22 protein-coding genes are annotated in these 24,842 nt (G+C 72.1%); 15 read left to right on the plus strand and 7 right to left on the minus strand.

The annotated features are described in order from the left end of the window. Positions 1-473 precede the first annotated feature (473 nt). Positions 474-3,206, plus strand: a complete 2,733-nt coding sequence (gene aceE / locus ACIQ7D_RS18245) for a pyruvate dehydrogenase (acetyl-transferring), homodimeric type (protein WP_403938644.1) — start codon at positions 474-476, stop codon at positions 3,204-3,206. Positions 3,207-3,289: 83 nt separating this feature from the next. Here the strand turns inward: aceE and ACIQ7D_RS18250 are convergent, their stop codons facing one another. Both ACIQ7D_RS18250 and ACIQ7D_RS18255 read right to left on the minus strand, forming a co-directional pair. Beyond that, positions 3,290-3,775 (minus strand): peptidase inhibitor family I36 protein, encoded by a 486-nt coding sequence (locus tag ACIQ7D_RS18250; RefSeq protein WP_403938646.1) that lies wholly within the window; start codon positions 3,773-3,775, stop codon positions 3,290-3,292. Positions 3,776-4,006: 231 nt separating this feature from the next. Beyond that, positions 4,007-5,623 (minus strand): MFS transporter, encoded by a 1,617-nt coding sequence (locus tag ACIQ7D_RS18255; protein ID WP_403938648.1) that lies wholly within the window; start codon positions 5,621-5,623, stop codon positions 4,007-4,009. 103 nt (positions 5,624-5,726) lie between these two features. On the opposite strand from ACIQ7D_RS18255, the gene ACIQ7D_RS18260 reads away from it, so the two are divergent. From ACIQ7D_RS18260 to ACIQ7D_RS18290, 7 genes are all read left to right on the plus strand, one after another. Beyond that, the gene (locus ACIQ7D_RS18260; protein ID WP_403938650.1) at positions 5,727-6,353 is read left to right on the plus strand and encodes a TetR/AcrR family transcriptional regulator; all 627 of its coding nucleotides are present in this window, start codon (positions 5,727-5,729) and stop codon (positions 6,351-6,353) included. A 283-nt stretch (positions 6,354-6,636) separates the two neighbouring features. Then, on the plus strand, positions 6,637-7,857 hold the full coding sequence (locus tag ACIQ7D_RS18265; protein WP_403938651.1) for an alpha/beta hydrolase: 1,221 nt from the start codon (positions 6,637-6,639) through the stop codon (positions 7,855-7,857). Positions 7,858-7,976: 119 nt separating this feature from the next. Beyond that, entirely contained in the window at positions 7,977-8,897 is a 921-nt protein-coding gene (locus ACIQ7D_RS18270) for a DUF4429 domain-containing protein (protein ID WP_403938653.1), read from the plus strand. A gap of 147 nt (positions 8,898-9,044) precedes the next feature. After that, on the plus strand, positions 9,045-10,424 hold the full coding sequence (locus ACIQ7D_RS18275) for a sensor histidine kinase (RefSeq protein WP_403938655.1): 1,380 nt from the start codon (positions 9,045-9,047) through the stop codon (positions 10,422-10,424). Beyond that, positions 10,421-11,104, plus strand: coding sequence for a response regulator (locus ACIQ7D_RS18280; RefSeq protein ID WP_403938657.1), 684 nt, complete (start codon positions 10,421-10,423; stop codon positions 11,102-11,104). The genes ACIQ7D_RS18275 and ACIQ7D_RS18280 overlap by 4 nt, the downstream gene beginning before the upstream one ends. A gap of 246 nt (positions 11,105-11,350) precedes the next feature. Further along, positions 11,351-12,421 (plus strand): alpha/beta hydrolase, encoded by a 1,071-nt coding sequence (locus tag ACIQ7D_RS18285; RefSeq protein ID WP_403938659.1) that lies wholly within the window; start codon positions 11,351-11,353, stop codon positions 12,419-12,421. Then, a complete protein-coding gene (locus ACIQ7D_RS18290) occupies positions 12,418-13,623 on the plus strand; it encodes an acyltransferase (RefSeq protein ID WP_403938661.1) in 1,206 nt (401 codons plus the stop codon). The genes ACIQ7D_RS18285 and ACIQ7D_RS18290 overlap by 4 nt, the downstream gene beginning before the upstream one ends. Before the next feature lie 52 nt (positions 13,624-13,675). Here ACIQ7D_RS18290 and ACIQ7D_RS18295 read toward each other — a convergent pair whose 3' ends face one another. Together ACIQ7D_RS18295 and ACIQ7D_RS18300 are read right to left on the minus strand one after the other, a co-directional pair. Then, on the minus strand, positions 13,676-14,617 hold the full coding sequence (locus ACIQ7D_RS18295) for an aldo/keto reductase (protein ID WP_403938855.1): 942 nt from the start codon (positions 14,615-14,617) through the stop codon (positions 13,676-13,678). A 117-nt stretch (positions 14,618-14,734) separates the two neighbouring features. Beyond that, the gene (locus ACIQ7D_RS18300; protein WP_403938664.1) at positions 14,735-15,199 is read right to left on the minus strand and encodes a MerR family transcriptional regulator; all 465 of its coding nucleotides are present in this window, start codon (positions 15,197-15,199) and stop codon (positions 14,735-14,737) included. A gap of 189 nt (positions 15,200-15,388) precedes the next feature. Here ACIQ7D_RS18300 and ACIQ7D_RS18305 point away from each other — a divergent pair, with 189 nt between their 5' ends. Then, positions 15,389-16,210: a serine hydrolase domain-containing protein gene (locus ACIQ7D_RS18305; RefSeq protein WP_403938666.1), complete on the plus strand. Its 822-nt coding sequence runs from the start codon at positions 15,389-15,391 to the stop codon at positions 16,208-16,210. Between the two features lie 38 nt (positions 16,211-16,248). On the opposite strand, the gene ACIQ7D_RS18310 is transcribed toward ACIQ7D_RS18305, so the two are convergent. Then, on the minus strand, positions 16,249-16,950 hold the full coding sequence (locus ACIQ7D_RS18310; RefSeq protein WP_403938668.1) for a pirin family protein: 702 nt from the start codon (positions 16,948-16,950) through the stop codon (positions 16,249-16,251). 22 nt (positions 16,951-16,972) lie between these two features. On the opposite strand from ACIQ7D_RS18310, the gene ACIQ7D_RS18315 reads away from it, so the two are divergent. From ACIQ7D_RS18315 to fabF, 5 genes are all read left to right on the plus strand, one after another. Continuing rightward, positions 16,973-18,202 carry a PucR family transcriptional regulator gene (locus tag ACIQ7D_RS18315; RefSeq protein ID WP_399295253.1) on the plus strand — a complete coding sequence of 410 codons (1,230 nt, stop codon included), beginning with the start codon at positions 16,973-16,975 and terminating at the stop codon, positions 18,200-18,202. 89 nt (positions 18,203-18,291) lie between these two features. Continuing rightward, the gene (locus tag ACIQ7D_RS18320; protein ID WP_403938857.1) at positions 18,292-19,275 is read left to right on the plus strand and encodes an ACP S-malonyltransferase; all 984 of its coding nucleotides are present in this window, start codon (positions 18,292-18,294) and stop codon (positions 19,273-19,275) included. Positions 19,276-19,288: 13 nt separating this feature from the next. Continuing rightward, on the plus strand, positions 19,289-20,290 hold the full coding sequence (locus tag ACIQ7D_RS18325) for a ketoacyl-ACP synthase III (RefSeq protein WP_403938669.1): 1,002 nt from the start codon (positions 19,289-19,291) through the stop codon (positions 20,288-20,290). An 80-nt stretch (positions 20,291-20,370) separates the two neighbouring features. After that, on the plus strand, positions 20,371-20,619 hold the full coding sequence (locus ACIQ7D_RS18330; RefSeq protein ID WP_384914594.1) for an acyl carrier protein: 249 nt from the start codon (positions 20,371-20,373) through the stop codon (positions 20,617-20,619). Positions 20,620-20,768: 149 nt separating this feature from the next. Then, positions 20,769-22,031: a beta-ketoacyl-ACP synthase II gene (fabF, locus tag ACIQ7D_RS18335; RefSeq protein WP_403938671.1), complete on the plus strand. Its 1,263-nt coding sequence runs from the start codon at positions 20,769-20,771 to the stop codon at positions 22,029-22,031. Between the two features lie 68 nt (positions 22,032-22,099). Here the strand turns inward: fabF and ACIQ7D_RS18340 are convergent, their stop codons facing one another. Continuing rightward, complete coding sequence (locus ACIQ7D_RS18340) at positions 22,100-22,978, minus strand: NAD(P)-dependent oxidoreductase (RefSeq protein WP_403938672.1); 879 nt, start codon at positions 22,976-22,978, stop codon at positions 22,100-22,102. A gap of 122 nt (positions 22,979-23,100) precedes the next feature. After that, a complete protein-coding gene (locus ACIQ7D_RS18345; RefSeq protein ID WP_403938674.1) occupies positions 23,101-23,595 on the minus strand; it encodes a DUF3145 domain-containing protein in 495 nt (164 codons plus the stop codon). A 299-nt stretch (positions 23,596-23,894) separates the two neighbouring features. On the opposite strand from ACIQ7D_RS18345, the gene ACIQ7D_RS18350 reads away from it, so the two are divergent. After that, positions 23,895-24,842, plus strand: a complete 948-nt coding sequence (locus ACIQ7D_RS18350) for an SGNH/GDSL hydrolase family protein (protein ID WP_403938675.1) — start codon at positions 23,895-23,897, stop codon at positions 24,840-24,842.

Genomic DNA, 24,842 nt, shown 5'->3' on the forward strand with positions numbered 1-24,842 from the left:
TAAACGCTTCGGGCCGCGCGCGTACGCGGGGCATTGGCCGTAGTCCACACGGGCGGGGCGGATCGCGCAAGTACCCGGCCGCCGAGACCGCCGAAACGGTGACGTTCCGGGCGCCTTCGCCGCATCTCCAGCCACTTCGACCCCACCGCGCGTGACCTGGGCCACACGTTTCCTCCTTCTTTGCCATGTTATGCCGTTTCGGTGCCCCAATCCGGCCCGAACGACCGAACGAAACGGATGGACGGGATGGGCGTAAGGTTGCGATTTGATCGTCGCGGGAACCGTCCCCGAGCGGGCCCGGCCTCGGGAATTTCCCGGGGAATCCGGGTTACCCCTCAGTAGAGATGACGTTTCCGTCGTCGCGGTACACGATGGATGCGGCGTACGTACCCGCGGAACAGCAGTATCCCGACGGCGTGCACCGCATCGTCCGCGTGCGGGGCACGACACGACCCGACCAGCGAAGGACAAGCGTGGCTTCCGGATCCGATCGCAATCCGATCATCATTGGCGGCCTTCCCAGCCAGGTCCCGGACTTCGATCCCGAAGAAACCCAGGAGTGGCTCGACTCACTCGACGCCGCTGTCGACGAGCGAGGCCGTGAGCGTGCCCGGTATCTGATGCTCCGGCTGATCGAGCGGGCGCGCGAGAAGCGCGTGGCCGTTCCCGAGATGCGCAGTACGGACTACGTCAACACCATCGCGACCAAGGACGAGCCGTTCTTCCCGGGCAACGAGGAGATCGAGCGCAAGATCCTCAACGCGACCCGCTGGAACGCCGCGGTCATGGTCTCGCGCGCCCAGCGTCCGGAGATCGGGGTCGGCGGCCACATCGCCACGTTCGCCTCCTCCGCCTCCCTGTACGACGTGGGCTTCAACCACTTCTTCCGGGGCAAGGACGGCGGTGACGGCGGCGACCAGATCTTCTTCCAGGGCCATGCCTCCCCCGGGATCTACGCCCGCGCCTTCCTGCTGGACCGCCTCAGCGAGAGGCAGCTCGACGCCTTCCGCCAGGAGAAGTCGAAGGCGCCGTACGGGCTCTCCAGCTATCCGCACCCGCGGCTGATGCCGGACTTCTGGGAGTTCCCGACCGTCTCGATGGGCCTCGGCCCGCTCGGCGCGATCTACCAGGCCCGGATGAACCGCTACATGGAGGCGCGCGGTATCGCCGACACCTCCGGCTCCCATGTGTGGGCCTATCTCGGCGACGGCGAGATGGACGAGCCCGAGTCCCTGGGGCAGCTCTCCATCGCCGCCCGTGAGGGCCTGGACAATCTGACCTTCGTCGTGAACTGCAACCTCCAGCGCCTCGACGGCCCGGTCCGCGGCAACGGCAAGATCATCCAGGAGCTGGAGTCCCAGTTCCGCGGCGCGGGCTGGAACGTCATCAAGCTGGTCTGGGACCGCTCGTGGGACCCGCTGCTGGCCCAGGACCGCGACGGTGTGCTGGTCAACCGGCTGAACACGACACCGGACGGGCAGTTCCAGACGTACGCCACCGAGACCGGCGCGTACATCCGCGAGCACTTCTTCGGCGACGACCAGCGGCTGCGCGCGATGGTCGAGAACATGACCGACGCCCAGATCCTGCACCTCGGGCGGGGCGGCCACGACCACCGGAAGGTCTTCGCGGCGTACGCGGCGGCCAAGGCCCACCAGGGCCAGCCCACGGTGATCCTGGCGCAGACCGTCAAGGGCTGGACGCTCGGACCGAACTTCGAGGGCCGCAACGCGACCCACCAGATGAAGAAGCTCACCGTCGCCGACCTCAAGGGCTTCCGGGACCGGCTGCACCTGCCGATCACCGACAGCCAGTTGGAGGACGGACCGCCCCCGTACTACCACCCGGGCAGGGACTCGGAGGAGATCCAGTACATGCACGACCAGCGCCGGTCGCTGGGCGGGTACGTACCGACCCGGGTCGTCCGGGCGAAGCCGCTGACGCTCCCCGGCGACCAGGCCTACGCGGCGGTCAGAAAGGGATCCGGCCAGCAGTCGATCGCCACCACCATGGCGTTCGTCCGGCTCCTCAAGGACCTGATGCGGGACAAGGAGATCGGCAAGCGCTTCGTGCTGATCGCGCCCGACGAGTACCGCACGTTCGGGATGGACTCGTTCTTCCCGAGCGCCAAGATCTACAACCCGCTGGGCCAGCAGTACGAGTCCGTCGACCGTGAGCTGCTGCTCGCGTACAAGGAGTCCCCCACCGGGCAGATGCTGCACGACGGCATCTCCGAGGCGGGGTGCACGGCCTCGCTGATCGCGGCGGGCTCCGCGTACGCCACGCACGGCGAGCCGCTGATCCCGGTGTACGTCTTCTACTCGATGTTCGGTTTCCAGCGGACCGGCGACCAGTTCTGGCAGATGGCCGACCAGCTCGCGCGCGGTTTCGTCCTGGGCGCGACCGCCGGCCGTACGACGCTGACCGGCGAGGGACTCCAGCACGCCGACGGCCACTCGCATCTGCTGGCCTCGACTAACCCGGCCTGTGTCGCCTACGACCCGGCCTTCGGCTACGAGATCGCGCACATCGTCCGGGACGGGCTGCGCAGGATGTACGGCCCGGACAGCGAGGACGTCTTCTACTACCTCACCGTCTACAACGAGCCGATCCAGCACCCCGCCGAGCCCGCCGACGTCGATGTCGACGGGATCATCAAGGGAATCCACCGCTACCGGAAGGGCGAGCGGGGCGAGATCCCGGCGCAGATCATGGCGTCCGGTGTGGCCGTGCCGTGGGCGGTCGAGGCGCAGCGGATCCTCGCCGAGGAGTGGAACGTCCGGGCGGACGTCTGGTCGGCGACGTCCTGGAACGAGCTGCGCCGTGAGGCGGTCGAGGTGGAGCAGCACAATCTGCTGCACCCGGAGGAGGAGCAGCAGGTTCCGTACGTGACGCGGAAGCTCTCGGACGCGACGGGCCCGTTCGTGGCGGTCTCCGACTGGATGCGTTCCGTGCCGGACCAGATCGCGCGCTGGGTGCCCGGTACGTACCAGTCGCTGGGCGCGGACGGCTTCGGCTTCGCGGACACGCGGGGCGCGGCCCGCCGCTTCTTCCACATCGACGCGCAGTCGATCGTGCTGGGGGTGCTCACCGAGCTGGCCAGGGAGGGCAAGGTCGACCGTTCCGCGCTGAAGCAGGCGGTGGACCACTACCAGCTCCTGGACGCGTCGGCGGCGGACCCGGGCGCGGCGGGCGGCGACGCCTGACCACGGGCGCCATGTGCCGGTACGTACGGAGGGCGGTGGGACCTGGACGGTTCCGCCGCCCTCCGGCGTCCGGCGGGGCCCGGTCATCGCTCCCAGATCTTGAAGGCCCTCACCCGGTACGGGGAGCTGGGCAGCCAGGTGCCGGTGCCGGGGTAGGTCTCGAACTCCCCGGTCTCCCCGCAGGTGGCGGACTGGTACGTCGTCACGGGCCGGCCGGTGCGGTTGGCGAGGGAGTGGGCGGTGGTGCCCGCCGGGAGGGGCACACAACTGTCGATGTCGGTCCCGGAGAGTTCGTGGGTCTGCCGGGCGCCCTTGAAGTCGTCCTTCGCCCACAGGCACAGCTCGCCCGCCGCGCACGCCCCGAGACGCGGCGGCGCGGCCTGGGCGGCCGGCGCCGCGGTGACGGTCTGGGGCAGCAGGACGGCGAGGGTGAGCGCGCCGAAGGCGGCCCCGGCGGCGGTGCCGACGGTCCTCGTCGTACGGCGGAAGGCGGTCGTGGCGGTACGCGGCGTCGTGGTGGTGCGCGGCGTCGTGCTGGTGGTGCGCGGCGTCGTGGTGGTACGAGTCATTGCGTTCGGCCCCCGTGTGTCGTGTCCGTCGTGCGTGTGTATACGCCGGACGTGTCCATGTGGTGCCCGGGGCGCCTGTCGCGGTCCCGGCACCACCACTCTGACCTGCGACTCAGGGTGCCGGAAGAGGGTGTGGCCACCCTCCACCCGGATAGGCGACAGCCCCGCCGGAACCTTCCGGCGGGGCTGTGTTGGGCGTGGAATTGACGCCGGGTCAGCCGGCGGCTGACGTCAGATGTGCACCCCGCCACCCGCGGCGTCCGCGTTGTCGCCGCGCTTCGTCAGCAGGGCGACGAGGACCGCCACGGCCGCGACTCCGGCGGCGACGAGGCTGGCCAGGCTCATGCCGGACATGAAGGTGTCGTGCGCGACGGTGGTGATCTGCTGGGCCACCGCGGGCGGCAGGTCCGGGGAGACCGGCGCCACCCCGACCTGGACGGCCTCGGTCGCGGGGCCGGACTGGGCGGCGGTGAGCGGGGGCAGCCCGGCGGCCGTCCAGTTGCCCGGCAGATCGCTGGAGACCTTCGAGGCCATCACGGCGCCGAGTACGGCCGTACCGAGGCTGCCGCCGATCTGCATGGCGGACTGCTGGATGCCGCCGGCCACGCCGGACAGCTCCATCGGCGCGTTGCCCACGATGACCTCGGTCGCGCCGACCATCACCGGGGCGAGGCCGAAGCCGAGCATCGCGAACCAGACGGACATGGTGAGGCTGCTGGTGTCCGTTTCCAGGGTGGACATGCCGAACATGGCCGCGGCGGTGAACACCATGCCGCCGGCCAGCGGGATCCGGGGGCCCACCTTGGTTATCAGGAGCCCGGCGAGCGGCGATCCCACGATCATCATGCCGGTGAGCGGCAGCAGATGGAGACCGGCGTCGATCGGGCTCATGCCGTGCACGTTCTGGAGGTAGAAGGTGACGAAGAAGAGCCCGCCCAGGAAGGCGACGGCCATGAGGACCATCAGCACCACACCGGCGGAGAGCGGTACGGAGCGGAAGAGCGCCAGCGGGACGAGTGGTTCCCTGACCTTCGTCTCCCAGTAGGCGAATCCGCCGAAGCAGACCACCGCCGCGACGATGAAGAGCCAGGTCATCCCGGCGCCCCAGCCCCACTCGGGGGCCTTGATGATCGCCCAGACCAGCGCGAACATCGCGACGGAGAGCAGCAGGATGCCGAGCACGTCGAAGGACCTGGGCGCGTTCCTGGCCCGGTGGTCCAGCAGGATCAGCGCGCCGAGCACGAGGGCGAGCACGCCCACCGGCACGTTGATGAAGAAGACGGACTGCCAGCTCACATGCTCGACCAGCACGCCGCCGAGGATCGGTCCGCCGGCGGTCGAGGCGCCGATGACCATGCCCCAGATACCGATGGCCATGTTGAGCTTCTCGGCCGGGAAGGTGGCCCGCAGCAGACCGAGCGCGGCGGGCATCAGCAGCGCGCCGAAGAGCCCCTGGAGCACCCGGAAGGTGATCACCAGGGAGATGCTGTGGGAGAGCCCGATGGCCCCGGAGGCGGCGGCGAAGCCGGTGACGCCGATGAGGAAGGTCTGCCGGTGGCCGAAGCGGTCGCCCAGCTTCCCCGCGGTGATCAGCGCCACGGCGAGCGCGAGGAAGTAGCCGTTGGTGATCCACTGGACGTCGGCGAACGACGCACCGAGGTCGGTTTTGATGGCCGGGTTCGCGATGGCGACAATGGTGCCGTCGAGGGCCACCATCATGACGCCGATGGCCACGGAGAAGAGAGTCAGCCAAGGGTGGCCGCGCCGCCCCTTGGAGGGCGTCGGGCCCAGAGGTTCCGCGGGGTCCGGGCTCGGTGGCGCCTTGTCGACAGTGGTCTGACTAGTCATACCGCGAACGGTAGTGTCAGCCACTGACAGTTGACAAACCATTTCACAAGCTAGTAACTGTCAAGTTACTCCCAGGTGAGCAAGTGAGAGTGAGGTCTCCGCGGTGAACGGCGGACTGCGCGCCCGCAAGAAACAACGCACCCGGGAGTCCCTGCTCCGCGTGGCGCTCGAACTGTTCACCACGCAGGGGTACGAGCGGACCACCGTCGACGAGATCGCCGATGCCGTGGAGGTCTCCCAGCGCACGTTCTTCCGCTACTTCGCCAGCAAGGAGGAAGCGGCCTTCGCCATGGTGGACCTGATCGAGGCCCGCTTCGTCGAGGCGCTGCGCGCCCGGCCCGCCGCGGAGGGCCCGTTCGAGGCGATGCGCAACGCGGTCGCGTCCGTCTGGGGCAGCGTGGACGACACCGTCGAGTCCGTCATGACGGTCGAGCTGTACATGGAGTCGTACCGGATGATCGAGTCGACCCCGGCCCTGCTCGCCGCCCATCTGCGCCGCTCCTCGGACCTGGAGGACGGGGTCGCCCGGCTCATCGCGGACCGGGAGAGCCTGGACGTCGACGCCGACCCGCGGCCCCGGGTGGCCGTCGCCGCGTTCACCGGCGTGATGCGGGCCACCGGGCGGCTCTGGAGCCAGGGCGAGGACTGCACCGTGGCGGGGCTGGGCCGTCTGACCGAGGCGTATCTCGACCAGCTCACCCCACGCCTCCTGATGGACGACTGGCACTAGCCCCCTGGCGCCAGGACCCGGCGACCGGTCGGCGAGGTTCCGCGACCGGCTCTCGCCTTTCACGCCCTCGCGCGATCCGCAAGGGCCGTTCGGGCGAAAATCCTGAAAGAGCCGTGCCGACCGTGGTGGCCGTACGGTCACGCGCCCCCGCGGTGACCCGCGCTCCGGAGTGTGCGTCCCGCCGTACGTTCGGTGAGGTTACCGGCGGTTCAATCCCGCGCGTCCGGTGATCTGTCTCACGCTCGTCGCGAGGCCCCCCGCGCGCACTCTAGGGTGAGAAGCAGTGACTTCCTTCGACTCCTCCCCCACTCTGAGCGTGTGGCGCGCCCTGCTCGCCCTCGCCGTCGTCTTCGTGATGCTGGCGACGACCGGATGGACCGCCGTACAGCACCAGCGCGGCCCCGGCGAGCCCTTGACAGCCGCCTTCAGCGCCTGGGAGCGGGGCCGGATAGGCGCCCGTCACCTGCCCGATCCGACCGGGCCGGCCAGGACACTGGCCGCCTTCTTCGCGTCCCTCGACAGCGGGCAGCAGTCACGGCTCGCGGCCAGATACCCGCTCGCGGTCGGCAATCTCAACGGCGCCCCGGTCACCCTCCGCTACCGCGCCAACCGGATCGCACTGGCCCAGTCCCGCGCGACCGAGGAGGAACGGATGCGGGACAGCAGGCTGTCGAGCGACGGCCGGCACCTCGCGGGCCGTCGGATGAACAGGTACGAGTCACTGCTCAGCGGTGACCGGCAGATCCTCGCGTTCGACCCGTCGGGCCAGGGCCGGGTGGCCGAGGTCCTGGGCAATCTCGACCGCGCCCAGCGTGTCTCCCTCATCGTGCCCGGGGTCGACACGAACGTGCTGACGTTCGAGCGTGCGGACCGCTGGTACTCGGCGACCGCGGGCATGGCCGAATCGCTCTACTCCGCCGAGCGCAAGGCCGACCCCGGCACCCGTACCGCCGTCATCGCCTGGGCCGACTACACCTCGCCCGCCGGCCTCGGCGTGGACGCGGCCATCGGCAAGCTCGCCGAGGACGGCGCCGTACGGCTCACCGCGCTCGCCGCCGCCCTGCCAGGCCGCTCCGACATCTCGCTCTTCTGCCACAGCTACGGCTCCGTGGTGTGCGGGGTCGCCGCGCGCTCACTGCCCGCGCGGGTCACGGACGTCGCCGTCGCGGGCAGCCCCGGGATGCGTGTCGAGAACGCTGCGCAGCTCAGGACCCGCGCCCATGTGTGGGCGATGCGGGACCGGGACGACTGGATCCAGGACGTGCCGTACCTCGCCGTCGGCGGGCTCGGCCACGGCGCCGACCCGGTGACCCGGGCGTTCGGCGCCCGAGTGCTCTCGGCGGGGGGCGCGGCCGGGCATGCCGGTTACTTCGAGCCGGGCACCGAGAGCCTGGACAACTTCGCGGACATCGGCGTCGGTTCGTACCGCGCGGTGACGTGCGCGGACGCCGCCGGTTCCTGCCGGAGCGGCATCGTCTACGACGGCGAGACGATGGCCGGATGAGCAGTGGCCGTAGGCCACCCGCTCCCCGGGGGCGCGCCGCGTCCCACGCGCCCCGACGCGCGTAGATTCCCCTTCTTGGGCAGGCGACGCGAGCGCGCGCGCCGCCTACGATGAGGCACATGGGTGATGTGCTTGCGGGGATCCATGCCACCTGGGAGTTCGACAGCGACAGCGTGCTCATCCGCTTCGAACGCGGAATACGGACGCCGAAGCTCCTCTCGGCCCTGGGTGAACGCCGTGTCCCTCACGAGGCGTTGTCGTCGGTGACGCTCGCTCCGGGCAAGCGGGGCACGGTCGTCCTGCGCGCCGTGCCGAGACCGGGCGCCGACCCGCTGACGGAGGCCGCGGCCGGACAGCTCAAGGAGAGCGGCGATCCGTACCGGCTGGTGCTGCCCGCCGAGTCCGAGACCCTCGCCGAGTACTACGCCGACGAGCTGCGCGCCGCCCTCACCGCCGCGCGGCAGCGGCGCTGGGGCCTCGGCGCGGACGGGAACGCCGCGCCCGACGAGCCCGCGGAGCGCTATCTGGTCGCGGCACCCGGGGCGCCGCTCCACTTCAAGGCGTACGACGGCAAGGCGTCCTTCGACGGCGAGACCGTCTCGTTCCGCTGGTTCTGGACGGGCGCGTCCTCCACGAAGTGGAAGGCGGGCGACCAGCGCCTGCCGGTCACGGAGCTGGAGGGGGTCGAGTGGCGCTCCCCCGAACTCTTCGACGGATATCTGCGGCTGCTGCCGCGCGACGGCCATGGCGCGGGCTCCGGGGCGGGCGAGGCCGACCACGACCCGGCCGCCGTCGTCTTCGGGCTCGGCTACGGCCCGGTCCACGAGTCGCTGCCGTTCGCGGCGGCCGTTCTGGAGGCGGTCCGCGGCGCGGCGGCGAAGCGGGTGGCCGCGCCGGTCCTCGCGACGGCCCCGACGGGCCGGCGCGACCCGGCGGACGTGGCGGACCGGATCCGGCATCTCGGGGAGCTGCACCAGGCGGGTCTGGTGACGGACGAGGAGTTCACCGCCAAGAAGACGGAGCTGCTGGCGGAGCTGTGAACGAAGAGGGAAGAAGGGTGGGGAGTGCGGGGGTACGGCGGTACGGGGGCGGGCGGCGTGGGGGGTGTGTCATACCTGGGTATGAGACGTGGACCGGCTCCCCGGTATGACGCCGTCCGGGCGACGGCTGCCTAGGCTGACCAGGCCATGAGTACCGCTCCCCCGCCGTCGACCCCGCCGCGGCCGACCACGCCCCCGCGGCCGACCACGCCCCCGCGCTCCGCCGCCGCGCGCCGGACCCTGCGGTCCCTCGCCACCTCGCTGGGCACCCCCTCGGAGTCCACCGAACCGCTCCTCTCGCACGCGCCCAGGCGGTGGCAGCGGCTCTTCCCGTACGCGGTCGTCCTCGGCTTCGCCGTCACCCTGCTGCCCGTCACCGCCGCCGTGTTCACCCAGGACTACCGGCTCGGCGGCGGCTGGTCGGGGGCGCTGGCCACCGCGCAGAGCGCGCCGCTGCTGCTCGCCGTGACCCGGCCGCTCCAGGCGTGGTGGATCATCTTCGCCGCCGATGTCGTGGGCGGGATCCTGCTCCAGAGCGCGAACGGGGCCGACGGGCGGCCCTGGCCCTGGCCGCCCATGGTGATCGTGGGCTACCTGGTGCTGATGATCTGCCTGGGGCTGCGCGAACCGCGCCGTACCCTTCTCGCCGTCTGGCTGGCCACCGGTCTCGCCGGGCTCTTCTTCGAGGTGATCTCGCAGGTCGAGGGCGACGGCACCCATCTGCTGCTGTTCGTCCTCAGCGGGCTCCTCCTGGTGCTCAGCGCCGCCCTGCGCGAACGCGGCGACGCCCAGCGCAGACTGGTCGAGCAGGAGACGATCAGCGAGGCGGAACGGGCCCGCCGGACCCTGCTGGAGGAGCGCACCCGGATCGCCCGCGAGCTGCACGACGTGGTGGCCCACCACATGTCGGTGATCACCGTCCAGGCCGACTCGGCGCCGTACCGGATCGAGGGGCTGCCGGACGCCGCGCGGGAGGAGTTCTCCACGATCGCCGCCGGCGCCCGGGAGTCCCTGACCGAGATGCGGCGGCTGCTCTCGGTGCTCCGCAGCGACGGTACGGAGGGCGAGCGGGCACCGCAGCCGGGGCTCGACCGGGTGCAGCAGCTCGTGGAGGCGACCGTACGGGCGGGGGTCCCCGCCGAGCTGTCGATGCCGGCCCGGCTCGGCCCCGTACCGCCTGCCGTGGACCTCTCCGCGTACCGCATCGTGCAGGAGGCGCTGGCCAACGTGGTGCGCCACGCGCCCGGCGCCCGGACGCGGGTTTCGGTGGTGGCCCACGCCGACCGGCTGACCGTGCTGATCGTCAACGGCCCCGGCACCGCCCGGACTTCGCCGCTGGAGACCACCGGGACGGGCCACGGTCTGATCGGGATGCGCGAACGCGTACGGTTGACCGGCGGCACCCTGGACACCGGGCCGCTGCCGGACGGCGGCTTCAGGGTCGCGGCCCGGCTCCCCCTGACCGACGGCCTGACGGGCGATCCCACCGACGCTCCGAGGGGCCCGGCCCCCGAGGACACCCCGTGACCATCCGCGTGATCATCGTCGACGACCAGGCCATGGTGCGCGCGGGGTTCGCCGCGCTGCTGTCCGCGCAGTCCGACATCGACGTGGTGGGCGAGGCGCCGGACGGACGCAGGGGCGTGGAGGTCAGCCGTACCGTCCACCCGGACGTGGTGCTGATGGACGTCCGGATGCCGGAGATGGACGGACTGGCCGCCGCCCGCGAGCTGTTGCACCCGCCGGCCGGGGTCGTCCACCTCCCGAAGGTGCTGATGCTGACCACCTTCGACGTGGACGACTACGTGTACGAGGCGCTGCGCGCCGGCGCGTCCGGCTTTCTCCTCAAGGACGCGCCCCCGGCCGATCTGATCGCGGCCGTACGGATCGTCGCGGTCGGCGAGGCGCTGCTCGCGCCCTCCGTGACCCGCCGGCTGATCGCGGACTTCGCCCAGCGGCGGCCCGCCCCGCGTACCGACCGCTCGCAGCGGCTGCGCGGGCTGACGCCCCGGGAGACCGAGGTGCTGGAGCTGATCGCACGCGGGCTCTCCAACCTGGAGATCGCCGGACGGCTGGTGGTCGCCGAGCAGACCGTCAAGACCCATATCGGCCGGGTGCTCTCCAAGCTCGGGCTGCGGGACCGCGCGCAGGCCGTGATCTTCGCGTACGAGTCGGGCCTGGTCACCCCGGGCGACGCGCCCGCCTGAGCCCCGCCCCGCCGCGCCCGCCTGAGCCCCGCCCCGCCGCGCCCACCTGAGCCGCGCCCCGCCGCGTCGCCGCCCCTGTCCGGACGCCCTCCACAGGACCGACCCGTACGGGGCCGGCCCCCAGTACCCCCACTACCCGGGTATGACCCGGCAGTTGGCTCCCCGGTGTGACGTCCGCCCGGACACCTTCTTCCTACCTTCCCTCTCGCCACCTCGACGGGCGAGGGCGGGAAGAGGGAGACGTACATGCGCCGCTACAAGAGGACTCTGGTCGCCGCCGCGCTGGCGACGACCGTGGCCGGGGGCACGGCGGGCTGGGCCTCCGGCGGTGCGCAGCAGGCCGTGACCGGGGCGCCGCCGGGAAGCGCGGCCTGGCGGACGGACGGTGCACTGGGCCGGCCACTGCCCGACCCGGCCACGGCGGGCCCGCGCGCGATCGCCTCGTTCTTCGGGACGCTGACGCCCGGCAGGCAGCGGGAGCTGGCGCACCGGCACCCCTCGGTCGTCGGCAATCTCGACGGGGCGCCGGTGGCGCTGCGCTACGAGGCCAACGCGCTCGCGATCCGGGCCGCCCACGACCCCCGGTACGAACGCCTCGTGGCGCCCGGCCGGCAGATCCTCGCCTTCGATCCGCGCGGCCGGGGCCAGGTCGCCGAGGTGTACGGCGATCTGACGGCCGCTGCCCATGTCTCCGTCGTCGTGCCGGGCTCGGACATCGACGCGGCGACCTTCGACCGCGCGAAGGATCCGTACGGCACGCCCGCCGGGATGGCCACGTCCCTGCGGACCGCGACCGGCGACCGTACCGCCGCCGTCGCGTGGACGGGCTACACCACCCCCGTGGGGGTCGGCCTCGACGCGGCCACCGGGGACCTCGCCGAGGCGGGGGCCGGGCGGCTGGCGCGGTTCACCCAGGGTCTTGTGGCGGCCGGGGCGGCGAAGCCCGCGCTGTTCTGCCACAGCTACGGCTCGGTGGTCTGCGGTCTCGCCGCCTCCGAGGTGAACGCCACCGACATCGTGGTGTGCGGCTCGCCGGGGATGCGCGCCGGCCGGGTCGCCGGCCTCCGTACGGACGCACGCGTCTGGGCGGCGAAGGACGCGTCCGACTGGATCTCCAAGGTCCCGAACGTCGAGTTCGCCGGGCTCGGCCACGGCCCCGACCCGGCCGCCCCCGAGTTCGGCGCTCGCCGGGTGCCCGCCACCACGGCCCACGGCCACACCGGCTACTTCGTCCCCGGCACGGACTCGCTCCGCGCCTTCGCCGCCATCGCGCTCGGTGGGAGCGCGGGGGCCCGTACGGCGGGAGTAAGCCGGTGATCGCCGAGACCGTGGCGAAGATCGAGGCGCGCACCCCCGCCTCCCGCGACCGCGCGATCGACGGGCTCCGCGCCCTCGCGCTGCTCGCCGTACCCACCGGGCACTGGCTGCTCGGCGGCTTCACACTGGACGCCGGCGGCGCGCTCCACAACGCGAGCCCCCTCACCACCTTCGGCGGCCTCGCCCCGGTGAGCTGGGTGCTCCAGATGCTCGGCATCTTCTTCCTGGTCGGCGGGTACGCCTCCGTGCTCTCGTACCGCAGGAGGCGCTCCACGACGGCCGCCTGGCTGCGCGGGCGCGTGGTGCGCCTGGGCAGGCCGGTCCTCGGGGTGACGGCCGTGTGGGCGTTGCTGCTGCCGGTGCTGTACGGGCTCGGGGTGCCCGCCACGACGCTGCGGACCGGGTCGACGCTGGTGGTGCAGCCGCTGTGGTTCGTGGGGATCTACGTGATCGTGACCGCGCTGACCCCGTACTGCGTCGCCGCCGCGCGCCGGCTCGGCGGCTGGGCCGCCGCCCCGCTGCTGGTCTCCGTCGCCGCCGTCGACCTGCTGCGGTACGGGCCGTACGCGCAGGCCGTACCGTCCTGGCTGAGCGTGCTGAACATCCTGCCGGGGTGGCTCTTCGCGTACCAGCTCGGTGTCTCCTGGGGCGAGGGGCGGATCGGGAGGCGCGGGGCGCGTCTCCTGCTCGTCGGGGGCGCCCTGCTCTTCGCCGCGCTGCTGGTGGTCTTCGACTACCCGGCATCGATGGTCGGGGTCCCGGGTGAGGTCCGTACGAACTCGCATCCGCCGTCGCTGCTGGTGCTCGCCCTGGCGGCCGCGCAGAGCGGGGCGGCGATCCTGGTCAGGGACCGGCTGGGGCGGCTGCTGGCGCGGCCCGCGCTGTGGGCGCCGGTGGTGGTCGTGAACCTGTCCGCGATGACGATCCTGTGCTGGCACCAGACGGCGATGCTCGCCGTCGCCGTGCCCGGCTCCTTCGCCGGGGAGCTGTCCGGGCTGACGACCTCGCCGGACACCCTCGGATGGATCCTGGCCCGGCTGACCTGGCTGCCGCTCTTCGCGACGCTGCTGGTGGTCATCGGCGGTTACGCGCGCGGCTTCGACGGGCCGTGGGAGAGCGGGACGCGGGCGGCGAGGGCCCGCCGCGCGGCGGCGGGGCTGCTCGCCGCGGGCTTCGCCGTGTTCGCGCTGGGGCTGGCGTGAGCCACGGCGGCGGGTGGCCGAACCATGGCGGCGGGCGGTCACTCCCGCGCGGTCACTCCCGGGCGGTCGAGGTGGTGCTCATGTCGGCGTACCGGCCGCCCGCCACCCGCGCCGCGATCGGCTCCAGCAGGCTCAGCTCGCTCTCGGTGAGGATGAGACGCGTCGCGGCGGTGTTCTCCTCGATCCTGGCGCGGCTGCGGGTGCCCGGGATCGGTACGACGGCCAGGCCGTGCAGCGGCGCCCGCTGCTGCACCCAGGCGAGGGCGACCTGGCCCGGGGTGGCGTTGCGCCCCTCGGCGATCTTGCGGACCGGCTCCAGCAGCGCGGCGTTGGCGGCGGCGTTGTCCCCGGTGAAGCGGGGCTGCTGGCGGCGGAAGTCGTCGGCGCCCAGCTCGCGCTCGGCGTGGACGAACGAGCCGGTGAGGAAGCCCCGGCCGAGCGGGGAGTACGGCACGAGGGCCACGCCCAGCTCGGCGGCGGCCGGGACGGCGGTCGTCTCGACGTCGCGGCTGAACAGCGACCACTCGGACTGGAGGGCGGTGATCGGGTGCACGGCGTGGGCCGCGCGCAGCTCGGCGCCGGTGACCTCGCTCAGCCCGAGGTACGTGACCTTGCCCTCGTCGACCAGTTCGGCCATGGCGCCGACCGTTTCCTCGATGGGGACGTTCACATCGCGCCGGTGCATGTAATACAGGTCGATCTGTTCCACGCCGAGCCGCTGGAGGCTGGCCTCCACACAGCCGCGCAGATAGGCCCGGTCGTTGCGGATGATCCGCTTGGTGGGGTCGTCGGGATCGACGCCCAGGGAGAACTTGGTCGCGAGGACGATCTCGTCGCGGTGCGCCCCGACGAACGGCGCGAGGAACTTCTCGTTCTCGCCGTTCCCGTACATGTCCGCCGTGTCGTAGAGGGTCACGCCCAGCTCCAGGGCGCGTTCCAGGGTGGCCCGCGCCTCGTCGGCGTCGGTGGGCCCGTACGCGAAGCTCATGCCCATGCAGCCGAGCCCCTGGGCGCCGACCTCCGGGCCGCCGGTGCCGAGGCGTACCTTCTGGATCCTGCCGTCGTTCGCGCCGTGATCCACGCTGTGACTCCTGTTGTCGCTCATCGGGGTTCAGAACCTCTCCGACGCCGTGCGGGCGTCCGCGTAAAAGCTGATCTTGTGGTCGAGTACGGACACGGTGTCCTGAAGCTCCGCGATCCGGCGGAGTACGTCACGGCGTGTCCGTTCCAGCAGCTCCTGGCGCTCCCCGAACGTCTCGTCGCCTACCCGCAGAAGCTCGGCGTAACGGACCATGTCCGCGACGGGCATCCCCGTCAGCCGCAGCTTGGTGACGAACATGAGCCAGTCCAGGTCCCGGTTGCTGAAGCGCCGCTGCCCGGTGTGCGACCGGTCGATGTGCGGCATCAGACCGATCCGCTCGTACCAGCGCAGGGTGTGCGCGGTGAGCCCGGTGAAGGCGGCGACCTCACTGATCGTGTAGCGGTCCTGGCCGTTGGGGCGCGGATGCGCGGGCGGCGCGGCGGCGCAGCTCTCCACGCGGGCTGTCCGTACGGGACTGGTCTGGATCAGCGTCATACCGTCAACGCTAGAACCTTCGAGTGCACTCCAAGCAAGTCCTTACGCCCGAATGGCCAGGGCGGACGTCCTCTCCGGCCGGACCGTACGGCGGCCGTCCGCCGGTCGCGCCGCGACGGTACGGCGGCCTCCAGGGCGGCCCCAGGGCGGCCCGCGGGGGTGTCGTACCCGCCCAGTAGGCTCGTGCGCATGCAGAGCCTGGCGATGATCGAGAACTGGCCCGTGCCGCACGCCGCGGCCGTCGTCGTGCGCGCCGACGGGAGCGTCGCCGGGGCGTACGGGCCCACGGCGCGGCGTTTCCCGCTCGCCTCGGTGACCAAGCCGCTCACCGCGTACGCGGTGCTCGTGGCGTACGAGGAGGGCGCCGTCGAGCTGGACGAACCCGCCGGGCCCGAGGGGGCCACCGTGCGCCATCTGCTCGCGCACACCGGCGGCCTGGCCTTCGACGAGCACCGGGCGGCGAGCGCGCCCGGCGCCCGGCGGCTCTACTCGAACGCGGGGTTCGAGGTGCTGGGCGACCATGTCGCCAAGGCCACCGACATCCCCTTCGCCGACTATCTCCGCGAGGCCGTGCTCGAACCGCTCGGGATGGCCGACACGGCGCTGCCGCCGGGCGGTTCACCGGCCAAGGACGGTGTGTCGACCGCCGACGACCTGGCGCGGTTCGCCGCCGAGGTGCAGGCGCCCCGGCTGCTCGACCCGCGTACGGTGCTGGAGGCGATGAGCGTGGTCCACCCGGGGCTCTCCGGCGTGCTGCCCGGGTACGGCAACCAGAAGAACAACGACTGGGGACTGGGCTTCGAGATCCGGGACGGCAAGTCCCCGCACTGGACGGGCAGTTCGTCGTCGCCGCGCACCTTCGGCCACTTCGGGCAGTCCGGTACGTTCCTGTGGGTCGACCCGGACGCGGGCGCCGCCTGTGTGGCCCTGACGGACCGGGACTTCGGGCCGTGGGCGATCGAGGCGTGGCCGCCGTTCACGGACGCGGTGCTGGCGGAGCTGGCCGGATAGCGTCCCTCCGGTCCAGGACGGCCCCGGACGGGGCCGGGTCAGGCCGGCATCTCCCAGAGCAGCACCTCGGCCGCCGTGTCGCCGGCCCCGGACCCGGCGACCAGTTCGAGCCCCCGCGCGCCGGTGATCCGCGCCGAGTCGCCGGGGCCGAGCTCCGCGGTGCCCCCGGCGCCCGCGGTCCGGTCGGGCCCGTCGAGCCGTACCGCGCCCCGCACCACGTGCGCGTACACCGACGGCGCGTCCGGCACGGCGGAGCGCTCGCCGGACCGCAGCCGGCGTACGTGCAGCAGCGCGCCCGCCCGGGGCAGGGCGTACGGAGTGGCGTCGGCGATGCCCCGTACGACCTCGTACGCGGGCTCGCCGCCCGGCTCCAGCGGGGCCAGCCACATCTGGAGGAAGACCAGCGGGGCCGTCCCCTCGTTGCGTTCCGCGTGGCGCACGCCGCCCGCGGAGCTGAGCCGCTGGACGTCGCCGGGGCGGACGACCGTGGATTGCCCGGCCGCGTCGCGGTGGGTCAGCTCGCCCTCGACGACCCAGGTGACGATCTCGGTGTGCCGGTGGGGGTGTTCGCCGAACCCGGCGCCGGGCGCGAGCCGTTCCTCGTTGCAGGCGAGCAGCGCGCCGAAGCGGAGGTTGTCCGGATCGTAGAAGTGTCCGAAGGAGAAGGCGTGCAGCGACTCGATGCCCGCGGCGGCGTCGCCGCCCGCGTAACGCTCCGCTGCGTACCGTACGAGAATCACGTTTCCACCGTAGCCCCGCCCCATGGCCCCGGCCCCACGGGCACCCGACCCGATAAGGCAGTCTTGTCCCGTGCCTGAACCCTCGAACGAACCCCATCCGCACCCCGCGACGCTGCGGCGGCTGGAGCAGTCCTCAGGGCGGCTCGCCGCGAACGCCATCGCCCGCATGGACGAGACGCTGCCGTGGTACCGCGCGATGCCGCCGGAGAACCGTTCGTGGATCGGGCTGGTGGCGCAGGCGGGCATCGCCGCGTTCACCGAGTGGTTCCGGCACCCGGAGACCCCGCAGGCGATCTCCACGGACGTCTTCGGTACGGCGCCGCGCGAGCTGACGCGGGCGATCACCCTGCGCCAGACCGTCGAGATGGTGCGGACCACGATCGAGGTCATGGAGACGGCGATCGGGGAGGTGGCCGCCCCCGGCGACGAGTCCGCGCTGCGCGAGGCGCTGCTCGTCTACGCGCGGGAGATCGCCTTCGCCACCGCACAGGTGTACGCGCAGGCCGCCGAGGCGCGGGGCGCGTGGGACGCGCGGCTGGAGTCGCTGGTGGTCAACGCGGTGCTCTCCGGTGAGGCCGACGAGGGCGCGGTGTCCCGGGCCGCGGCGCTGGGCTGGAGCTCCCCCGACCATGTCTGTGTACTGCTCGGCACGGCCCCCGACGGGGACAGCGAGCTGACCGTGGAGGCGATCCGGCGGGCGGCGCGCCACGCCAAGCTCCAGGTGCTGACCGGGGTGCTGGGCGACCGGCTCGTGGTGATCGCGGGCGGCAGCGACGATCCGCTGAAGGTCGCGAAGGCGCTGATCGGCCCGTACGCGGCGGGTGCGGTCGTCGCGGGTCCCGTGGTGCCCGATCTGCTGGCCGCCACGAAGTCCGCGCAGGCCGCCGCGGCGGGACTCAAGGCGTGCTTCGCCTGGCAGGACGCCCCGCGCCCGGTACTGGCGGACGATCTGCTGCCGGAGCGCGCGATCGCCTCCGATCCGGCGGCGCGTGAGCAGTTGGTGGAGGAGATCTACAGACCGCTCGAAGAGGCCGGGTCGGCGCTGCTGGAGACTCTGAGTGTCTATCTCGAACAGGCGAGCAGTCTGGAGGGCGCGGCGCGGATGCTCTTCGTCCACCCGAACACCGTGCGCTACCGGCTGCGACGTGTGACTGACGTCACCGGATGGTCACCCTCCGATGTCAGGTCGGCGTTTACGCTGCGGATTGCGCTGATCCTGGGGCGCCTGGCCGACGGAGATCCCCAGTCCTAGACTTTTGTCGTACTCCAACAATTCCCCTCACGGTTCTTCGTTCCTGTCCCCACGGGCGGTGAGGACCGTACACAAGAGAGAGTGTGAGTGTGCTCGTACTCGTCGCTCCCGGCCAAGGCGCTCAGACGCCCGGCTTCCTGACCCCCTGGCTCGATCTCCCCGGCGCCGAAGACCGGCTGCGGGCCTGGTCGGCCGCCATCGACCTGGATCTGGTCCACTACGGCACGAAGGCCGACGCGGACGAGATCCGCGACACCGCCGTCGCCCAGCCGCTGCTCGTGGCGGCCTCCCTGCTCGCCGCGCGGCAGCTCTTCCCCACCACCGGTGACCTCGTGCCGCACGTCGGCGCGGTCGCCGGGCACAGCGTCGGTGAGCTGGCCGCCACGGCGCTCGCCGGGGTCTTCACGGACGACGCGGCCATGGGCCTCGTACGGGCCCGTGGACAGGCGATGGCCGAGGCCGCCGCGATCACCGGGACGGGGATGTCCGCGCTGCTCGGCGGGGACGCGGAGACCACGCTCGCCCATCTCGACACGCTCGGTCTGACCCCGGCGAACGTGAACGGCGCCGGTCAGATCGTGGCCGCCGGCACGCTCGCGCAGCTCGCCGCGCTGGCCGAGAACAAGCCCGAGGGCGTACGGCGCGTGGTGCCGCTGAAGGTCGCCGGGGCGTTCCACACGCACCACATGGCGCCCGCCGTCGAGAAGCTGGCGGCCGCCGCCGCCTCCGTCGAGACCGCCGACCCGGTCGTTCCGTACGTCTCGAACAGCGACGGCGGCGCCGTCGCCACCGGCGCCGAGGTGGTGAAGCGGCTGATCGGCCAGCTCGCCAACCCGGTGCGCTGGGACCTCTGCATGGAGACGTTCCAGGAGCGGGGCGTGACCGCCCTGATCGAGCTGTGCCCCGGTGGCACCCTGACCGGGATCGCGAAGCGCGCCCTGCCCGGGGTGCGGACCCTCGCGCTGAAGACCCCCGACGACCTCGAAGCGGCCCGGTCGCTGATCGCCGAGAACTCCACCGCACCGTCCTTGCACGCCTCGCACCAGTCCTCGCACTCCTCCACGGCTGAATAAGGAGCCAGAGAGCATGTCGAAGATCAAGCCCAGCAAGGGCGCCCCGTACGCACGCATCATGGGCGTGGGCGGATACCGCCCGGTCCGGGTCGTGCCGAACGAGGTGATCCTCGAAACGATCGACTCGTCCGACGAGTGGATCCGCTCCCGCTCCGGTATCGCGACCCGTCACTGGGCCTCCCCCGAGGAGACCGTCGCGGCGATGTCCGTCGAGGCGGCGGGCAAGGCCATCGCCGACGCGGGGATCACACCCGAGCAGATCGGCGCCGTGATCGTCTCCACCGTCTCGCACTTCAAGCAGACCCCGGCCATCGCGACCGAGATCGCGGACCGGATCGGCGCGGGCCGGCCCGCCGCGTTCGACATCTCGGCGGCGTGCGCGGGCTTCGTCTACGGACTGACCCTGGCCAAGGGCATGATCGTCGAGGGCTCCGCCGAACATGTCCTGGTGATCGGCGTGGAGCGGCTCTCGGACCTGACCGACCTGGAGGACCGCGCGACGGCCTTCCTCTTCGGTGACGGGGCCGGCGCCGTCGTCGTCGGCCCCGCGCAGGAGCCGCAGATCGGCCCGACGGTGTGGGGCTCCGAGGGCGACAAGTCCGACACCATCAGGCAGACCGTGCCGTGGGACGATTTCCACGCCGGTTCCCAGGAGAAGTTCCCGGCCATCACGCAGGAGGGCCAGGCGGTCTTCCGCTGGGCCGTCTTCGAGATGGCGAAGGTCGCCCAGCAGGCGCTGGACGCCGCGGGCATCACCCCGCAAGAATTGGATGTCTTCATTCCGCATCAGGCCAACATGCGGATCATCGACTCGATGGTGAAGACTCTGAAGCTGCCGGACAGCGTCACGGTCGCCCGTGACGTCGAGACCACCGGCAACACCTCGGCCGCCTCGATCCCGCTCGCTATGGAGCGGATTCTGGCGACCGGGCAGGCGAAGAGCGGTGACACCGCGCTCGTCATCGGCTTCGGGGCGGGTCTCGTGTACGCGGCGACGGTCGTTACCCTCCCCTAGGCACACCGGATCCTTCCGGGACGCCTTCCGCAAACCCTCTGCTCCATATCTGCTCAATATCTAAAAGGAGATCGCCCACCATGGCCTTCACCCAGGAAGAGATCGTCAAGGGTCTCGCCGAGATCGTGAACGAGATCGCCGGGATCCCGGAGGAGGACGTCAAGCTCGACAAGTCCTTCACCGACGACCTGGACGTCGACTCGCTGTCCATGGTCGAGGTCGTCGTCGCCGCCGAAGAGCGCTTCGACGTGAAGATCCCGGACGACGACGTCAAGAACCTGAAGACGGTCGGCGACGCCGCCGACTACATCGCCAAGCACCAGGCCTGACAGCTCCGAGGCACGACTCCGGATCCGTCCGGAGAGGTCCCTCCGGGCACGTCTGACGCCTGACGTTCGACCCGTTCATCGCGGCAGACGCCACCCGGTGGTGGCGCCGTAACAAATTCAGCACCCTCTACACGTGGAGAAGAATTCCAGTGAGCCAGACCAATCGCACCGTGGTCGTCACCGGTATCGGCGCAACCACACCACTGGGTGGCGACAGCGCTTCGACCTGGGAGGGTCTGCTCGCCGGCCGCTCCGGAGTCCGGCCCCTGGAAGGCGAGCTCTTCGCCGACCTGCCGGTCCGGATCGCCGCCACCGCTGCCGTCGACCCGTACGACGTACTGCCCCGGCCGCTCGCCCGCAAGCTCGACCGCTCGGCGCAGTTCGCGCTGATCGCGGCCAGGGAGGCGTGGGCGGACGCCGGTTACACCGCCAAGGCCGGCGACGACCCCGCTGTCGACGCCGACCGGCTCGGCACCGTGATCGCCTCCGGCATCGGCGGTGTCACGACGCTGCTCGACCAGTACGACGTGCTGAAGGAGCGCGGCGTACGCCGGGTCTCCCCGCACACCGTGCCGATGCTGATGCCCAACAGCCCCTCCGCCAACGTGAGCCTGGAGGTGGGCGCCCGCGCGGGCGTGCACACCCCGGTCTCCGCGTGCGCCTCGGGCGCCGAGGCCGTCGGCTACGCGGTCGAGATGATCCGTACGGGCCGCGCCGACGTGGTCGTGGCGGGCGGTACGGAAGCGGCCATCCACCCGCTGCCCATCGCGGCGTTCGCCAACATGATGGCGATGTCCAAGAACAACGACGAGCCCACCAGGGCCTCGCGCCCCTACGACAAGGGCCGCGACGGCTTCGTCCTCGGCGAGGGCGCCGGCGTCGTCGTCCTGGAGTCGGCCGAGCACGCGGCCAAGCGCGGCGCGCGCGTCTACTGCGAGGTGCTGGGCCAGGGCCTCTCCTCGGACGCCCACCACATCGCGCAGCCCGAGCCGACCGGCCGGGGCATCGCGAAGGCCATGCACAACCTGCTGGACTCCTCGGACCTCAAGCCGTCCGAGATCATGCACCTGAACGCGCACGCCACGTCCACGCCGCAGGGCGACGTCGCCGAGGTCAAGGCGCTGCGCCAGGTCCTGGGCGACGATCTGGACCATGTCGCGATCTCCGCCACGAAGTCGATGACCGGCCATCTGCTGGGCGGAGCGGGCGGTATCGAGACGGTGGCCACGGCCCTGGCCCTGTACCACCGCACGGCCCCGCCGACGATCAACCTCGACGACATCGACGAGGAGGTCGACGCGGACGTGGTGCGCGGCGAGCCCCGCACACTGCCGTCGGGCACGATCGCCGCGATCAACAACTCGTTCGGCTTCGGTGGCCACAATGTGGTGCTGGCGCTGCGCACGGTCTGAGCAGTGCGTGAAAAAGGGGGGTCCGGACGGGCCCCCCTTCGCCGTTGTCCCCGTCGTCCTCGTCCCTGTCACGCGCCGCCGAAGCTCGCGAAGTACGTCGCCGCCATGTCGTCCCCCCCGTGCCCCTGCGCCTCCGCCCGGCGGAAGCGTTCCGCGCCGGCCGCCGCGAGGTCCAGGCGTACGCCTTCGGCCGCGCCCGCCGCGACGATCAGACGGGAGTCCTTGGCCGCCGTGGTCACCGAGAAGCTCGGGGTGTAGTCGTCGTTCAGGATCGCCTGGGACTTGGCACGGAGATAACCGCAGTCCAGCGAGCCGCCCGCGACGGCCTCCAGGAAGTGGTTCGGGTCCACACCGAGCCCCTTGGCCAGGGAGAGCGCCTCGGCCGTGCCGTGGGTGAGGGCCAGGACCCAACTGTTGCAGACGAGTTTGAGACGGGTGGCCGCGGCCGTGGTGCCGTCCTCGCCCAGCCAGACCGTACGGCTGCCCACCGCGTCCAGGACCGGGGCGAGCGGCGCCCGGGCCTCCCGCGGTCCGGCGGCCAGGATCAGCAGTTCACCGTTCTCCGCCGGGGCGCGGGTGCCGAGGACCGGGGCGTCGACGAAGAGCAGCCCCCGCTCCGCCGCCAGTTCCGCCAGCGGGGTGACGGCCTCGACGCCCGCCGTCGTCGACTGGAGCCAGACGGCGCCGGGGCGCAGGCCCGGGGCCGCGGCCTCCATCGCCGCCAGCGCGGCCGGCCCGTCGTACAGCATCGTGAGGACGACATCCGCGCCGACGACGGCCTCGGCGGGGGTCGCGGCGAGGCGGGCGCCGTCGGCGGCGAGTGGCTCGGCCTTGGCGGGGGTGCGGTTCCAGACGCGTACGTCGAGTCCGGCGCGGCAGAGGTTACGGGCCATCGCGGCGCCCATGATTCCGGTGCCGAGGACGGCTACTGCGAGTGTGTCAGCCATACGGCCACCGTAGGGCCGGGGGCGGTCCGCCGCACGGGCCGGGGCTCCGTACGGACCGTCAGCCCCCTCAGCACCGTCAGCGGCCGGGCGCCCGTACGGACCCGTCCGGGCGCGGCGGCCGCTCAGACCACCTGGTGCAGCCAGCGCACCGGGGCGCCCTCGCCCGCGTACCGGAACGGCTCCAGTTCGTCGTCCCACGGCTTGCCGAGCAGCTTGGCGACCTCCGCCGCCAGTACGGTCTCGCCCTCCTGCGCGCGGGCGAGGGCGGCCCGCAGCCGGTCCTCGGGGACCAGGATGTCGCCGTTCATTCCGGTGACCGCGTGGAAGATGCCCAGGTCGGGGGTGGCGCTGTAGCGTTCGCCCTCGGCCGTGGGGCAGGGTTCCGCGGTCACCTCGAAGCGGAGCATCTGCCAGCCGCGCAGTGCGGAGGCGATCTTGGACGCGGTGCCCGCCCGGCCCTTCCAGGAGACCTCGGCTCTCCAGGTGCCGGGCGAGGCCGGCTGCCTGATCCAGTCGAGCTGGACCCGCAGACCCAGCACCCCGGCCACCGCCCATTCGACATGGGGACACATCGCGCGCGGTGCGGAGTGAATGTACAGAACTCCACGTGTCGTCACCGGGACCTCCAGTGTGGGACGAGGTTCGCCTTTCCCAGCGGCCTCAGTAAACAGCATCGGGAGTGAAACTCCGCAAAAGGGACAGCTTGTGACGTGAGGTAATTTACCGGAGCCGAGCGATCGGGCGCCTCTGTTTCGACGTGGGAAAAGCTATCGTGCGGTGGGGTGCCCGGGGTGACGTACCGTCGGTCCCGGGCCGATATGCGCGAAGCCTTCACTCGCCCGAACGGCCCCGGACGACCCGGCGGACACCGGCGGAGACCGGCGGCCACCGGCCGCGACACCGATCGGGAGGCCAGATGCGTGGAAAGAGCCCGCGGCGCCGGGGCGGAACCGGCGGACCCGGGCGGGTCCTGGCCGGGTGCGCCGCCGTGACCGCGGCCGTCGTCGCCGGGACGGGGGTGCTCGCCGGGTGCACGTCCTCCGGCTCCCCCACCTCGGGCTCCTCCAGCGCGGCGGCCTCCCCCTCCCCGCGCCCCACCCCGCTGTGGAACCGCGGTCCGGCCACCGTCGCCGCCGTCGGGGACTCGATAACCCGTGGCTTCGACGCCTGCGGGGTGCTCGCCGAGTGCCCCGAGGCGTCCTGGTCGACCGGCAAGGACCGGAACGTACGGAGCCTTGCCTACCGGCTGCTCGGCGGGCCGTCGGAGGAGGTGCTGGCGGCGAGGACCTGGAACGTCGCCAGGACGGGCGCCCGGATGGCTGATCTGCCGGACCAGATGGCGCGGGCGGCGCGGTACGGGCCCGAGCTGGTCACGGTCCTGGTGGGCGCCAACGACGCCTGCCGGAACTCGACGGAGCGGATGACTCCGGTCGCCGCCTTCAAGGCGTCCTTCGAGGCGTCGCTGCGCGAGCTGCGCGCGGGCGCGCCCAAGGCGCAGGTGTACGTGTCGAGCGTGCCGGACCTCAAGCGGCTCTGGTCGACGGGGCGCGGCAATCCGCTGGGCCGGCAGGTGTGGAAGCTGGGCATCTGCGCGTCGATGCTCGGTGACTCCCAGGACGACAGCAAGGCGGCTCAGGAGCGGCGGGACCTGGTGTACGACCGGGTCGTGGCGTACAACGGCGTACTGAAGGACGTGTGTGCGAAGGACCGGCGCTGCCGGTACGACGGCGGCGCGGTCTTCGCCTTCCGGTTCAGCGGCGAACAGCTCAGCCCCTGGGACTGGTTCCACCCCAGCAGGAACGGGCAGAGCAGGCTGGCGGAGATCGCGTACCGCAATGTCACGGCGGCCGAGCCGCCCGCGTAG

Source organism: Streptomyces sp. NPDC096310 (assembly GCF_044763125.1).
GTDB lineage: Bacteria > Actinomycetota > Actinomycetes > Streptomycetales > Streptomycetaceae > Streptomyces.

Bases quoted from the DNA above. Each gene is read 5' to 3' on its own strand.
- ACIQ7D_RS18250 (WP_403938646.1), bottom strand. From the start codon at position 3,775: ATGACTCGTACCACCACGACGCCGCGCACCACCAGCACGACGCCGCGC.
- ACIQ7D_RS18255 (WP_403938648.1), bottom strand. From the start codon at position 5,623: ATGACTAGTCAGACCACTGTCGACAAGGCGCCACCGAGCCCGGACCCC.
- ACIQ7D_RS18270 (WP_403938653.1), top strand. From the start codon at position 7,977: ATGGGTGATGTGCTTGCGGGGATCCATGCCACCTGGGAGTTCGACAGC.
- ACIQ7D_RS18275 (WP_403938655.1), top strand. From the start codon at position 9,045: ATGAGTACCGCTCCCCCGCCGTCGACCCCGCCGCGGCCGACCACGCCC.
- ACIQ7D_RS18285 (WP_403938659.1), top strand. From the start codon at position 11,351: ATGCGCCGCTACAAGAGGACTCTGGTCGCCGCCGCGCTGGCGACGACC.
- ACIQ7D_RS18295 (WP_403938855.1), bottom strand. From the start codon at position 14,617: ATGGGCATGAGCTTCGCGTACGGGCCCACCGACGCCGACGAGGCGCGG.
- ACIQ7D_RS18300 (WP_403938664.1), bottom strand. From the start codon at position 15,199: ATGACGCTGATCCAGACCAGTCCCGTACGGACAGCCCGCGTGGAGAGC.
- ACIQ7D_RS18305 (WP_403938666.1), top strand. From the start codon at position 15,389: ATGCAGAGCCTGGCGATGATCGAGAACTGGCCCGTGCCGCACGCCGCG.
- ACIQ7D_RS18315 (WP_399295253.1), top strand. From the start codon at position 16,973: ATGGCCCCGGCCCCACGGGCACCCGACCCGATAAGGCAGTCTTGTCCC.
- ACIQ7D_RS18325 (WP_403938669.1), top strand. From the start codon at position 19,289: ATGTCGAAGATCAAGCCCAGCAAGGGCGCCCCGTACGCACGCATCATG.
- ACIQ7D_RS18330 (WP_384914594.1), top strand. From the start codon at position 20,371: ATGGCCTTCACCCAGGAAGAGATCGTCAAGGGTCTCGCCGAGATCGTG.
- ACIQ7D_RS18340 (WP_403938672.1), bottom strand. From the start codon at position 22,978: ATGGCTGACACACTCGCAGTAGCCGTCCTCGGCACCGGAATCATGGGC.
- ACIQ7D_RS18350 (WP_403938675.1), top strand. From the start codon at position 23,895: ATGCGTGGAAAGAGCCCGCGGCGCCGGGGCGGAACCGGCGGACCCGGG.